General features: G+C 49.5%; 12 protein-coding genes and 1 other annotated feature. Of the genes, 3 read left to right on the forward strand and 9 right to left on the reverse strand.

Annotated features, from left to right (window positions below; translation table 11 throughout):
* Window positions 1-24: 24 nt before the first annotated feature.
* The 6 genes from AC1DWB_RS00380 to AC1DWB_RS00405 form a co-directional block, all read right to left on the reverse strand.
* Entirely contained in the window at window positions 25-1,158 is a 1,134-nt protein-coding gene (locus AC1DWB_RS00380; RefSeq protein WP_477539155.1) for a response regulator, read from the reverse strand.
* A 217-nt stretch (window positions 1,159-1,375) separates the two neighbouring features.
* Entirely contained in the window at window positions 1,376-1,735 is a 360-nt protein-coding gene (locus AC1DWB_RS00385) for a response regulator (RefSeq protein WP_477539028.1), read from the reverse strand.
* 131 nt (window positions 1,736-1,866) lie between these two features.
* Window positions 1,867-3,306: an ArnT family glycosyltransferase gene (locus tag AC1DWB_RS00390; protein WP_477539029.1), complete on the reverse strand. Its 1,440-nt coding sequence runs from the start codon at window positions 3,304-3,306 to the stop codon at window positions 1,867-1,869.
* A gap of 97 nt (window positions 3,307-3,403) precedes the next feature.
* Window positions 3,404-4,801, reverse strand: coding sequence for a HAMP domain-containing sensor histidine kinase (locus AC1DWB_RS00395; RefSeq protein WP_477539030.1), 1,398 nt, complete (start codon window positions 4,799-4,801; stop codon window positions 3,404-3,406).
* The gene (locus tag AC1DWB_RS00400) at window positions 4,798-5,472 is read right to left on the reverse strand and encodes a response regulator transcription factor (protein WP_477539031.1); all 675 of its coding nucleotides are present in this window, start codon (window positions 5,470-5,472) and stop codon (window positions 4,798-4,800) included. Before AC1DWB_RS00400 ends, AC1DWB_RS00395 begins: the two co-directional genes overlap by 4 nt.
* 33 nt (window positions 5,473-5,505) lie before the next feature.
* On the reverse strand, window positions 5,506-7,269 hold the full coding sequence (locus tag AC1DWB_RS00405) for an ABC transporter ATP-binding protein (RefSeq protein ID WP_477539032.1): 1,764 nt from the start codon (window positions 7,267-7,269) through the stop codon (window positions 5,506-5,508).
* Window positions 7,270-7,511: 242 nt separating this feature from the next.
* On the opposite strand from AC1DWB_RS00405, the gene AC1DWB_RS00410 reads away from it, so the two are divergent.
* Entirely contained in the window at window positions 7,512-8,645 is a 1,134-nt protein-coding gene (locus AC1DWB_RS00410; protein ID WP_477539033.1) for a peptidylprolyl isomerase, read from the forward strand.
* 136 nt (window positions 8,646-8,781) lie between these two features.
* Here the strand turns inward: AC1DWB_RS00410 and AC1DWB_RS00415 are convergent, their stop codons facing one another.
* Window positions 8,782-9,273, reverse strand: a complete 492-nt coding sequence (locus AC1DWB_RS00415) for a hypothetical protein (protein ID WP_477539034.1) — start codon at window positions 9,271-9,273, stop codon at window positions 8,782-8,784.
* A gap of 297 nt (window positions 9,274-9,570) precedes the next feature.
* Window positions 9,571-9,824 (forward strand) — a binding site (T-box leader).
* Window positions 9,825-9,896: 72 nt separating this feature from the next.
* Between AC1DWB_RS00415 and AC1DWB_RS00420 the strand changes: the two genes are divergently transcribed.
* The gene (locus AC1DWB_RS00420; protein WP_477539035.1) at window positions 9,897-11,582 is read left to right on the forward strand and encodes a glutamine--tRNA ligase/YqeY domain fusion protein; all 1,686 of its coding nucleotides are present in this window, start codon (window positions 9,897-9,899) and stop codon (window positions 11,580-11,582) included.
* A 261-nt stretch (window positions 11,583-11,843) separates the two neighbouring features.
* On the opposite strand, the gene AC1DWB_RS00425 is transcribed toward AC1DWB_RS00420, so the two are convergent.
* Both AC1DWB_RS00425 and AC1DWB_RS00430 read right to left on the reverse strand, forming a co-directional pair.
* Window positions 11,844-12,359: a hypothetical protein gene (locus AC1DWB_RS00425; protein ID WP_477539036.1), complete on the reverse strand. Its 516-nt coding sequence runs from the start codon at window positions 12,357-12,359 to the stop codon at window positions 11,844-11,846.
* A 54-nt stretch (window positions 12,360-12,413) separates the two neighbouring features.
* A complete protein-coding gene (locus tag AC1DWB_RS00430) occupies window positions 12,414-12,686 on the reverse strand; it encodes a hypothetical protein (protein ID WP_477539037.1) in 273 nt (90 codons plus the stop codon).
* 183 nt (window positions 12,687-12,869) lie between these two features.
* Between AC1DWB_RS00430 and AC1DWB_RS00435 the strand changes: the two genes are divergently transcribed.
* The gene (locus AC1DWB_RS00435; protein ID WP_477539038.1) at window positions 12,870-13,460 is read left to right on the forward strand and encodes a TetR/AcrR family transcriptional regulator; all 591 of its coding nucleotides are present in this window, start codon (window positions 12,870-12,872) and stop codon (window positions 13,458-13,460) included.
* Window positions 13,461-13,514: the final 54 nt, after the last annotated feature.

The following is a 13,514-nucleotide window of genomic DNA, read 5'->3' on the forward strand; positions in this document are numbered from 1 at the left end:
TCGATCAGGTTCTTGTGTGCCTCATTAAGTAAGCCCTTGCTTCCATTGGTCGTACCATTCGACGATGCTCTTATGCGGGCTCACATCTAAATCTCTCTGCAACAGTTCTGTCATTCGCCTGTACTGCTCCTCAACTCCAGCTCTGTCCTTGTTCTGATCATACAGCTTCATCAAGACAAAATAGCTGTCCTCGTGATACGGATTATGTTGTAATAAACGATTGTAGATTAGGAAGGCCTCCGTCAGCATCTGGGCGGTCACATACCATTCGGCGAGCTGCTGAGCAAGCTGCAGCCACAGCAGTCTCAGACGCTGCCGTTCGTGTTCTACCCACAAGTAGTCGTATTCCCCCAAATAATCGCCACGGTAGGCATCTACCATACGTTGATGTTCTTGCATCGTATGCAAGGATATCGGTGGCAGCTTACTCAAATCCTGCTCCCACTCTACTACATCCACTCTTACCTTCTTGGCATCCAGGACGTAGCCTTCCTCCGAACTCATGTTATGAATCGTAATATCAACTACCATACGCTTCAGGCATTGACGGATTTGATACACGGTTGTGTACAAGTGGGTCGACGCTTTTTTCTCATCAAAATCCGGCCATAGCAACTCGATCAGAACACCCTTGCGAACCAATTGCCCGCGATGATGCAACAAATAAGCGAACAACTCCTGCGCCTTGGCCGTTCTCCACTTGATCACTTCCGGTACATGTCCGGGTTGCTCAATCTGCAGCATCTGGAAACAACGGATCAGCATCGGAGCAGCAGACTCCGGCTGTTCTTGTATCTCTTGTCCTTGCTGGCGTGGCACAAACCGACTGATTGTCCGAGCGAGCCGATCGCGTTGCAGCGGTTTTAATACATAATCGAGTGCGTTCAGTTCGAAAGCTTGTACCGCATATTCATCATAAGCCGTCACAAACACGATATCTACGTTCGGACAACTCTCCATAATGAGCTCAGCTGCCCTCAGCCCTGACAGTCCTGGCATCTGAATGTCCAGGAATACCAAGTCCGGTTGAAGTTCCTCCGCCTGTTTAACCGCCTCAAAGGGGTCTATAAAGCTCCCCACAATGTCTATATAAGATAATTCCTTCAACATCTTCTCAAGTAGCATGAGCGCAAGCCGTTCATCATCGATTAATACCACTCTCAACTAGCTTCACCGTCCTCCTCTTCCCAGGCATTCAATCCTGGTCATGCCTATCTATTTTTCATCGGCGGGTTAAGCTCGTTTGATTAGTTCAACCTAATGACAACGGAATTTTCAATGATTTAGACAGCAAAAAACGCTTCCTGCGCCGCCAATACTCTATTGGGGGTCAGTAACGTTCTCAGTCTCCATATTATAGCAACCCTCACATCACTTAGTTCAAGACCTTGGATACCGCTTCCTGAATGCGATCCCTCTGAAACGGCTTGACCACGAAATCCTTCGCCCCGGAAGTAATCGCATCCAGCACCATATCTCGCTGACCCATGGCTGAGCACATAATGACCTTCGCCAACGGATCAATTGCCTTGATCTTCCGAAGTGCCTCCACACCGTCCATCTCCGGCATCGTGATATCCATCGTCACCAGATCGGGCTTAACCCTTGTATATTCGTCGACCGCTTCCTTGCCATTACGAGCTTCTGCTATGACCTCAAACCCCAGGTCCTCCAAGATCGTCTTCATCATCATACGCATAAATGCTGTATCGTCCACTACCATAACTCTAACCATAGCGTTATTCCCTCGCATTCGATTCGTTCTGATCTTATTGTAGCAGTCGCTACTGAATAATTTCTGAACAACGAAGCTTCTGGCCTTGCTAGGGGTGAGTTTCCTTATCGATACGTTTGGGATTCCTTGTTCTATTCCTTGCTTGATCCCCTTCTCCACGCGAACAAACGAGATACCCCGTAGCTCTGCAAAATGAACAAGCAAGGCAATACATCCATCCGATAACGAGTCTGAATCTCAATTACAATGTGGATGACCGCATAACCAAGCCATACAATTAAGAACATCACATAGGCATCATCCACATGCTCCTGTTGTCGGGATACTAGCAGCGATACCATCGCGATAAAACCGAACAAGGCGACGAGTACATATCCGATTCGCTCCCCTTGTATCGAGAGCCGCTGCAAGTCCGGCCGATCCTGCTGCCACAAGCTCCACATGAAGGCGGAGTCCTCATTACCCCACATCACCTTCAGCTTGCGCACGTACAGCTCGGCGAGCGCCGGCTTGTCGGCCAGTCGCTCCATCAGCAGGCTGCGCTCTGCTTCGTTACGCGCCTCACCAAGCGGATATTGCAGCACGTAATCGGTATCCTCCTGCGACCATCCTCCGGTCGTCGCCGGATTGGCGCCGACCATGAACTTCCAGTAGGGCTCCGGGTTAGTGAGCGGATACGGCGTCACGCCAGCGGCCTGAACCGCCCAACTCGCACCTTGCTGAAGCAGCACATATAACACGACCACACCGACTCCCTTGGCAACTGTTCGCCATATAGGAGGTCCTTCCGACCGTCTAGGCAGCAGCTCATACAGCACGACAAAAGCCACATAGGCTGCAATAAACGCACTCCCCAGCGGCCGCACGAAATTCGCGAGCGCGAAGCACAATGCGATTAGCACCCATCTGTATTTGCCCGATCTGCCTCGATCGACGATAGCGAAGTAAACCCCCAGGAAGAAGAAGAACGTCGACAGATGCTGATTCGTCAGCACCGAACACATCATAATCTGCGGCACATACAGAGCAAAGGATAACCCCGCGATTCTCCCGCTAAGCTCGCCGAATACTTTGGCAGCACTAGCGTAGACCAGAAAAACTGTGCCCGTATTGAGCGCGATGTTGAACAGCTTGAGCACAAGAAGATGATCGCCGAACAAGTTCAGCAGCAAGCCCTCATATAGGGTAAACCCGAGCTGGTACACCCAGCGGGTGAAATATTCCGATGTCCCGAATGAAAAGTCCCCTACGGCAGCACTTCGGGCGGCGGTATACATGTCGAGGAAATCCGATACGGGCTGTGTGTCCACAACCGCTATCCAGACCAGCCTCAAGCCGCCGGCCACCACGGCAAGCAGAACAATCGTTTGCAGCCGGGTCAAGTAGCGGTGCATGCCATAGCCGGTAATGGACAATACGCCTGCAGCTACCAACAACAATAAGACCGTTGTCCCGTGGGATCCCGTCCATTGTCGCGTATTCATGAAGGCGTGGAAGGCTGCCCAACCAAAGAGAGCAGCTCCACAGGCAAGCAATAGCTTCGTTATCCCTGTTGTCATCATCGTGCGCACAATATAATCACCTCATAAATCAAGAATAGCCTACTGTTCTGTACAAGTACAGAAGAGCAGGCTACCCGTTCATTATGTCCTCTCAAGCAATCTGATCTCACTCGTGGTGAACAAGCGGCAGAACGACGGTGAATTGAGCGCCTTCGCCCGGTGTGCTCTCCACGCATACGGTACCTCTATGCATCTGCACAATCTTTTTCACAATCGACAGCCCAAGGCCGCTTCCGCTATTGTTCCCCGAGCGGCTCCTCGACTTGTCGGATTTGTAGAACCGCTCGAAGATATGCGCCTGATCTTCCAGCGGTATCCCCGGTCCGGTATCCCATATGCGAACGACAGCCTCATGATCCCGCTTCGTCAATGCGATCCCTATCGTGCCGCCGACGGGGGTGAACTTGATGCTGTTGTTGATCAAGTTGATCCACACTTGGCTGAGCAGCTCCTCGTCCGCCGCAAGCTCTGTCTCCTCCAGAGAGACATCCATCTCGATCGACTTGCCGACCCATTGCGGTTCGCATGCGAGTACAATGTTGCGAATCTGCTTGTGCAGGCGGAACCGCTTGGCTTCGAAGGGATGATGCTGCGATTCCAGCGATGTGAGCTTGAGCAGGTTGTCACTCAGCTTGGATAACCGCCGGCTCTCGGTCTCAATAATGTTCAAATAGCGGCTGCGCTCCTCTGAGTTCAATTGGTCATTATGGAGCGCACGTGTGAAGCCGCTGATCGACGTAAGCGGCGATTGAATCTCATGCGAGACGTTGGAGATGAATTCCTGCCGCATCCGCTCCATCTCATTCAGCTCCACAGCCATGTCGTTCAGGCTCTCCACGATAGCGCCGAACGGACCGTTGTTATGCCGGTTCGCATCCAGATTGACATTGAAGTCTCCTTTGGCCATTCTCCTCATCGCATCAATGATCGGCTGTAGTGGGCTTATGTGACGCTTATGCCGCTTGGCCGCAATGACCCCTACAACCGTCATCATCGTAAATCCCAGTAAGATCGACAGCAACTGCTTACCGTAATCATGGAACAAACTCGGGGTAGCGGTCTGGATGAACAGGGCCTGCGTCTTCCCACCGACCGTGATCGGTTGTCCGGTAGTGGCTACACCGGAACCGAATGGATTGTGACGGGGCAGCTTCTTGACAATCCCGCCCCTTAGTACCTCCTGCACCTCTTCGGAAGAGGCAGAGAACGCTCCCAGGTCAGCACCTGGTCCGAATGTCCGGCTCTTGCCCGCCGCATCGATCAAGACGATCCGATCATCACGGAGCTTGGCGACCTGCCGTACCGTCTCATCCGGATTCCCGCTTTGATCCGCCGTGTACAAGGCCGCGATCGTACTGCCTCGAGCCATCATTTCGTCCCAATGCTGCGGCTTGCTGTAATGGTCGTACACGAACGAGATCAACAGAAAGGCAATCGTCCAGCAAAATGAAATCATAACCATGACTTGAAGGACCCGTACCGCGATGGTGACCCTGTTTCTCATCCCTGCACCTCAAGTCGGTAGCCCAGACCGCGGATTGTACTGATCCGGAAGGAGCATTGGTCCTCGGGGAACCGTTCCCGCAGCCGATTAATGTGGACATCCACGGTCCGCTCGTTGCCTTCGAAGTCGTAGCCCCAGATTTGCTCAATCAATTGCTCTCTGGAGAAGGTTTTGCCTTGATAGCTGGCCAGCTTGAACAGCAGCTCGAATTCCTTGAGCGGCAGCGTCATGCTTTTGCCATCGAGCGTCACTTCGTATGTTTTGCGGTTCAGCTCCAGCTCGCCGGCCTGCACAGTTTGCGACATGGCAATTCGGTAACGCTTGAGCAGCGCCTTCACCCGTACTACCAGCTCCAGCGGCTCGAACGGCTTAACCAAATAATCGTCGGCTCCCAGTTCGAACCCCTTGATCTTGCTAGGCGTCTCCCCGACCGCCGTCAGCATGAGCACTGGGAAGTCATAATGCTCCCGCAGCTCGCGGCACAACTGCCACCCGTCCATGTTCGGCATCATAATGTCCAGAATCACCATGTCCGGTGTCGTCGATTCCAGAACAGAGAGCGCGTCAACACCATCACACGCTTCCAATACCTCAAAGCCTTCTTTGCTTAAGAAAACCCGGACAAGTTCCCGAATATGAGGGTCATCGTCCACCAAGAGCAGTCTGGTCATGCTCCCTCCTCCTCTCCCTAATGGGCAGTAAGCTTATACAGTCGACTTCATACGCAGCTGCTGATCCGCAAATTCCCGATACATCTTGTGCGATTCATATAGCTCTTGATGCGTTCCCCGCCCGGTCATTCTGCCCTTATCGATAAAAATAATCTGGTCTGCATCCACTACCGTCGACAATCGATGTGCGATGACTAGTGTGGTACGGCCTTTCATCAGATTCTGAAACGCCTGCTGCACCACGAACTCCGACTTGCTGTCCAGACTGGACGTCGCTTCGTCCAACATTAGAATACTCGGATCGCGCAGAAGCGCACGGGCGATCGCAATTCGCTGGCGCTGGCCGCCAGAGAGCTTGATGCCCCGCTCCCCCACCTGCGTATCATACTTCTCCGGCATTTCCTCGATGAACGAATCTGCATAGGCCATTACAGCCGCTTGCTGCAGCTCCTCATCGGAGACCGTTCGATCCAGGCCATAGCAGATGTTGTCCCGGATCGTGCCTGAGAGTAGCGGACTATCCTGCGATACGTAGCCGATCCGACTTCTCCAAGAGTCTAACGAATACGTCTGGATCGGCTCGGAACCTAGCCGGATGGCACCTTCATTAGGCTCGTAATATCGTTCCAACAAGGAGAATAGCGTCGTCTTCCCGCTACCGCTCGGACCTACAATCGCTGTAACCTTTCCAGGTAGAATCGTGAATTGCACATCCTCCAGAATCGACTCGCCTTCTTCCGCATACGAGAACGTTACGTGATCCACGACAAGCGGCTGTTCGAGATCGGTTACGGCTAGCTTAAGCCCCTCACTCGGGTCTTCCTCCTCCGATTCAAGAATCGCCACCATGCGTTCGGTAGCCCCTCTAGCCTTCTGCATCTGCGTGAAAAATTGAGTAATCTGCGTCATCGGCATCATGATCTGGACTAGGTACAAAATAAAAGCTACCAGTTCCCCAGCCGTCAAGGCACCTGAGGACACCCGCATTCCGCCGTAACCTATAATTAGCACAAGCAGCAGCATAAGGACTGTGGACATGATCGGGGCAATCATCGCCTGGACTTTGCCCTCCTTAATCCCGAAGCGGAGCAAATTGTCGATCCCTGTTTTCCCCCGCTCGTATTCAAGTGTCTCGGCATTCGACGATTTCACAAGCCGAATCTCGGATACGACTTGCGTCAGAATCGTGGTGAAGCTGGCCGTTTCGTTCTGCACGCCTTTCGAGATTTTGTACATTTGCCGACCAAGCGGGACTAGGCCAAGCAGGACAAGGGGAACGGCGGTAAGCATCGTTAACGTCATTTGCCAATCGAGCACAATAAGCACGGCAATAGAGCCAACAATGGATACGATGCCTGTAATGAACCCGGACAGATGTTCGCTGATCAGCCCCTTCACCACACCTGTATCGTTCGTCACCCGGCTAATCGTCTCGCCCGTCTCCCGGTTGTCGTAGTAAGGAATGGTCATCCGCAGCAGCTTGCTCCACAGACGTTCCCTAAGCTTGGCAACCACATGTTGGCCAGCACGGTTCAGCAAGTAGATGGACAATCCTCCGGCTACTGCCTGAACGAGAAACGCAGAGACCAGCAGTACGATTTGCCCGGCGCTGATAGAGGAGAGGGAGAAGCTGTCTACCATATTTTTAGTAAAAAGCGGAACGATCAGACTCACTAATGTAGTGGCCATGCTGAGCGTCAGCGCGATGGATATTAGGGTTTTGGAAGGTCGGGTGTCCCGGATCAACTGGTAAAATTGCCGCCAGCTTCCGGTATTCTCATTGGAAGGCTGTTTCAATAGGCTCACACTCCATTATCGTAACAACGGTTACGGCTTGTCTTATTATCTCATACTGCCCTTGTGGAAACATCTTACCCCGTGAGCTCTACTATAAAGCTGGATTATGAACGGAATATAAACGGAATCCATCTACGACGATTAATGTCGAATGGCGGGAAGTGTGAGCAGGAAATCCGCACGTGGTTGCGGAATACATAAATGGAATGGATCGTTTCAACCATATAGAGAGGATGAGATTAGTGAAAGACAAAGTGAAAGGATTGCTGGTTGGTCTAGCGCTTGGTACCATGATGACCGGAACACTCACTTATGCGACCACTAGCACAGACATCGGGGTGTATTTTCGCGAGTTGAAATATGCGTTTGACGGCGTGGAGAAGCAACCTCCTGCTGAGCAACAAGGGTTCATTTACAACGACACCACCTATGTCCCATTGAGATTCATTGCCGAGTCACTAGGTAAGGAAGTCAATTTCGACAATGACACGGGGTCCATCTGGATCGGGAAAAATTATGGCGGTGCAGCAGCAACACCCGTAGCTACTTACATAGGTGGGGAAATTACACAAGTAGAGCTGGACACTTATTTGTCCGCATACACGTTCTTCTATTCCCAATCTGGCGTACAACCGGGGCGTCAGCAAATGCTGCCACAATTGATTGGGATTGAACTTCTGGCTTCCCGTGCCGATGATACCGCCCGGACGATCGCCGAACAGTCGGCTGTGACGGAGTTCGCCAACATCGTAAAATACTTTGGTAGCGTAGAGAGTCTAGAAACCAATCTGAAGTCATTGAAGCTAACGGTTAGCGATGTGAAGTCGTACTTGGTTCAGAGCATGCTGACCCAGCAAGTGCTCTCGAGCATGGTAGACGATCAAGCTGTGCAGGCTGAATATGAACGAAAGCTTAAAGCCGACTCATCGGCATTCGTAACCGCCACCATTCGCCATATCCTGATCGGTACGAATACGGGCACCGCTACACGAACCGATGCGGAAGCGTTGGCACGAGTGAAGGAAGTGCAGGACAAGCTGGCCAAGGGCACGGATTTCGCAGAGTTGGCGAAGATATACTCCGACGACGAAGGCACCAAGAATGCAGGAGGACGTCTTCCCCATGCTGACATCGCTGATTATGTAGAGGGGTTCAAGAAAGCAGCAGCCGAGCTCCCGCTTAATAAGCTGAGTGATCCAGTCAAGACCGAATTCGGCTATCACCTGCTGGAAGTGGAGAAACGGGAGACCAAGTCGCCGGATCAGGCCAAGAACCAGTTGAAATCGCAGATGATGGTAGCTGCATTCCAACGAATCATTATGCAAGAGGTTCCAGGACTGATTCAATCGACTACTTTAACGTCACCTCAGAAATAAGGTTTGCCGCCTCTTCAGGTACTCACCATATAGTATCGTTAACAGGCTGCAAGCCCTAATCGGCAGCCTTGTTTCATTTGGGAAAAAAGAACAACCCCATCCTATGAGGACGGGGTTGTTCCTTTTGTAACGTAGCTTAATTCATTTCTCTCGACTGGTCCATCTCTCGCAGCTGACCCGACAGTCGACCGCTAAGTATCGGCCTGCTGTATTCCACGATATAATGCAGACCGCCTACAACAAGTAACAAGCCGCTCAAGGTTGCCAGTACAGACACAGGAACAACCCACCATGCTACCGGGGTAATGAAGAATGGAACGAGCGAGACCGCTAGTATGGGCGGCGCATTCCACTTGAACTTGCGAATCATCCAGATGACGAGTAGCGAGTTCAACAAGAAGGAGATGGGCCCCGGATAGGCGGCATGCAGCAAGCAACCTAGTAGAGAAGCGATGACAGCGCCGATCGATATGTTCGCCAGCTCTCTTATATGAAAAGTACGGGTTACGAACAAATAGCAGAACGCACCCACTGTAGGATAAAATACGGTTTTCAATGCAGGGTAGCGCAAGGAAATCCAATATAACAGCATCAAGTACAAGCTTATTGCAATGGTCTTCACATTCATGAACGGAAGCGTCCTCCTAGATTCAACAAAACTTCAGCAATGATCCCATAACAGGCCCGCGTAAGCGCAATGCCCAGCATAAGAATAACCTTAGTCAGTTTACTACGTGACGCTCGAAGGGTCAATAGTAATAGCCTCCATTCCAAGCGGAATGAGGGGGTTAAATCACAACGAGTTCGACACTAACCCATCCGCCCCTACAGCAAGCTTCCCGTAATTATCCCAGCAGACGTATAATACTTACGAGACAATGAGATATTACATAAATAACAATGATTTGCTATAATGAAGCAATATTCAAACGCGATGATGAGAAGAGTAGGGAAAAACATTCTTGTACAGAGAGCTCCGGCAGCTGAAAAGGAGCAAAGAATTTCCTCCCGAACCAAGTCTCTGAGCAGCATGCAGGAACCTACAACGGGGATGGCGTGACGGGAGCTCCCGTTATAGAGCTAGAGTATAAGCATTGTCCGCAATGCCGTACTTGAAGAGGTTAATATGGCGACATATTAATGAATCTGGGGTGGTACCGCGAAAATTTCGTCCCCAAGACAGGAGGTCTTGGAGGTGAAGTTTTTTTTGTGCTGTTTGACCAACTACCACATTCATTAGGAGGAGTCGAAATGGATATTGAGAAGGAGCATCATAATGATAACTTTTTAGTTAGGCTGATTAGTGAGGAGCTTGAAGCTAGTGCATTCGGCAGGGACATGTGTACGCGATTTCCGCCCGAGCCCAATGGCTATCTTCATATAGGAAGCGCCTACGCCATCCACACGAATTATACAATGGCTGGTCGGTTCAATGGAACATTTCATCTACGCTTTGACGACACGAATCCCCTAAAGGAAGATATCGAATACGTCAACGCGATAATCGAAGATATCAGGTGGCTCGGCTACGATCCGGGAGAACATATCTACTACGGCTCGGACTACTCGGAAGACATCTATAACGCCGCAGTTACCTTAATTAAGCGCGGAAAGGCCTACGTATGTGAGTTGGGGCCAGAGGAAATAACGGAGTATCGCGGGACTTTGACCGAACCGGGTAAGAACAGCCCTTATAGAAACCGATCCGTCGAGGAAAACCTGGAGCTTTTTTCGAATATGAAAAATGGCGACTATCCCGCCTTCTCCAAGGTTGTTCGGGCCAAAATCGATATGGGCTCGCCCAATTTAAACCTACGTGATCCTGTGATATATCGAATCATCCACGCTGAGCATTACAGAACGGGAAACGATTGGTGCATTTATCCCCTGTATGATTTTGCTCATCCGATTCAAGATGCGATTGAGGGCATCACCTACTCCTTATGCTCCATTGAATTCAAGGACCACCGTCCCTTATACGACTGGGTACTAATGGAGCTTGGCATCGCTAATCCGCCGCGGCAAAGAGAGTTCGGCCGCCTGAGCTTAACAGGTGTTGTGACGAGCAAACGGTTTTTGAGACAGCTGGTGGATGAGGGGCACGTTGATGGCTGGGATGATCCCAGGCTCCCTACGCTCCGCGGCTTAAGAAGAAGAGGTTTCACGCCGGAAAGCATACGCAGCTTTATCGAGGAGATCGGTAGTATCCGAACTCAGAGCACAGTGGACATCTCCTTACTGGACCATTGCCTTAGGCAAGATCTGAAAGCTACCACGATTAGTGTCATGGCTGTTCTGCAGCCTTTAAAGGTCGTCATCACTAACTACCCGGAGGATGACGTAGAGCTGTTAAGGATTGAGAACAACAGCGAGAACGAGGCGCTGTGGAAACGAGAGGTTCCATTTTCGAGAACGATTTATATAGAGCGGGACGATTTCATGGAGTTGCCCCCTAAGGGCTTTCACCGACTGAGCCTGAATACCGAGGTAAGGCTGAAGGGTGCTTATTTCATCAAGTGCGAGGAAGTGATCAAAGACCCGGTAACAGGTGAAGTTACGGAGCTGCGCTGTACCTACGACCCGCTCACGAAGAGCGGTACCGGATTTACTGGGCGTAAGGTGAAAGGGACGATCCATTGGGTGTCTGCAGAGCACGCCGTGCAAGCTGACGTTCAGTTGTATGAGAAGCTGCTGCTAGACCAAGACCTGAATGTTCCGAAGGACGATGGCAACGATTGGACCGATAGGATCAACCCGAATTCGATTGCTATCGTCAAAGACGTTCTGCTGGAGCCATTCGTCGAACATGCGGATAGGGTACAAAAATTTCAATTTTTCCGCCATGGCTACTTCTGCCTAGATACGAAGTTCACAACCGACACCAGGCTCGTATTTAACCGTATTGTACCGTTGAAAGATACTTGGAACAAAGGATGAGCCCCTGCTTGAACCGCACTGGTTCAGCTTTTCTATTGCATTTATCATATCGGCAGCATTAAACGTGGTTTACTACGTACCGGGAAAACAAAAAAGATCTGGCTCTTCACCAGATCTTTTTCCTCCGTGATTTCCCATAAGGGAACGTTTCGATGGACACCAACTCTTCGCTGGCTCACATCCTCAGTACTATCAGTATACATATAAGAAAAAGTTTTACAATGCAATTATGATCAACTTTATACAAACTTAATACATGAGTTAATCGTAATTTTCTTCAAATGTCTGATTGAAGCCAGATGCTTTCATCGACAGGGCTAACTCTTTTTCTAACCCGGCTTGTTTAAGTTGGTCGAATAAGGAATCCGTACGTCTTAAATGCTCTCTTAGCTTTCTGTACTGTGCTTGACTGCGTTTGAGCTTTTCCTCCATCTCAGCTAATTCTTTGATGTACTGCTGGTTGTCAGATTCCAGTTGAATTACCGTTTGTTCGGCAACATATTTTCCTGATCTTAATTGAGTAATTTCTGCGTTTTTATTTCGAATTTGATTATGATACAGCTGGGAGTTATTTAATACGTATTGTTGTATGCGATCTAAGAGTGCACGTGAAGCTTGTCCAATGGGTCTAGGTGAAATTATTCTATTTTTATGAACCCATCTCATATCCTCCATGAGAACTCCAGTATCTTGCTGAAAACCGTCCACAGCAGGGGCTTGAATAATCTCTGGATCGTTTGAACCGAATTTTTTGGTGCTTCCCGGAACGATAAGCAATTTACGTCGGCTGTTAAAGAGGACAATACATGGATGCTCGTATGAGAATTCCTTCTAAAAATTCATTGCACCCAAATCAATGTAAATAATATCTCCGACATTGTAATTTCTAGTATGTTCAGGACCTGAAGAATTTCTCTCAATACGATCAATAAATTTTATCCACTGGCTTACGTTATACACATCTTTCTGTCCAACCAGATCGATAGTATTCCAAATCGCTTTTTTGAATTCGTCATAAACAGGTGGTACAGACGAGGCAGGATTCTGCTTAGCATTCGCATGCCTCATATGTTGATTCAATGGATTGTGGTTTATGTTAAACAATAACTGATTTCCTCCTTCAACTTGTTGGTATAAATATACAATGCCGGCTTTTATTGAACAAGAAATTATTGGAAATTTTTAGAGCGAATGCTGCGTATAGCATTCAAACATTGACAACAAATAAAAAGTGAACTATATTTATGTCAGTCAGTACTGACAGTTGTTCTGAAAGGATGAACAAGAATGAGCGACAGCAACAATCTGAGCAGCGATGAAAGGCTAATGCTGGCAGCGATCCATCTCATTTCGGAGAAAGGCTACAATGGCGCATCCACGATGGAAATCGCCACCGCAGCCGGTTTGAGCGAAAAGACGCTGTTTCGTCGCTTCAGCAGCAAACAAAATCTTCTCGAATCTGCATTTGACCGGTTTCATTATGCAGCAGAGATGAGAAAGCTCTTTAACGAGAAGCTCGTTTGGGAATTGCATGCCGATTTGCTCTTGATTAGCCGAACCTACCACGAAATCATGAACCGCAATCGAAAAATGATTGTGATTAGCATGAAAGAAGAAATCATGTTGCCCGGATTTAAAGAAAGAACACAGAAGCATCCTCAGCAACTGTTGGAATTCTTAACGAATTATTTCACGACTATGGCCGAGAAAGGCAAAATGATTCGGACGAACCCGGAGCTGCAGGCATTTTCATTCATGATGACGAATTTTGGTGCATTTATTAACGACCTAGAAGCTCGAGTTAACTATCCGACCATATCGGAAGAGGCATTCATACTGGAGCACGTGGAGATATTCACTAGGGCATTCACCCCCTAGTTTTTTTATAAACCAAATGACAGTAAGTGGTGACAGTCATCGAGAGGATGTGGT

Source organism: Paenibacillus sp. P4_E11 (assembly GCF_056401635.1).

Excerpts from the sequence above, each read along its gene's own strand:
- AC1DWB_RS00385 (WP_477539028.1), bottom strand. The coding sequence starts at position 1,735 with ATGGTTAGAGTTATGGTAGTGGACGATACAGCATTTATGCGTATGATG.
- AC1DWB_RS00395 (WP_477539030.1), bottom strand. The coding sequence starts at position 4,801 with ATGAGAAACAGGGTCACCATCGCGGTACGGGTCCTTCAAGTCATGGTT.
- AC1DWB_RS00400 (WP_477539031.1), bottom strand. The coding sequence starts at position 5,472 with ATGACCAGACTGCTCTTGGTGGACGATGACCCTCATATTCGGGAACTT.
- AC1DWB_RS00415 (WP_477539034.1), bottom strand. The coding sequence starts at position 9,273 with ATGAATGTGAAGACCATTGCAATAAGCTTGTACTTGATGCTGTTATAT.
- AC1DWB_RS00420 (WP_477539035.1), top strand. The coding sequence starts at position 9,897 with ATGGATATTGAGAAGGAGCATCATAATGATAACTTTTTAGTTAGGCTG.
- AC1DWB_RS00435 (WP_477539038.1), top strand. The coding sequence starts at position 12,870 with ATGAGCGACAGCAACAATCTGAGCAGCGATGAAAGGCTAATGCTGGCA.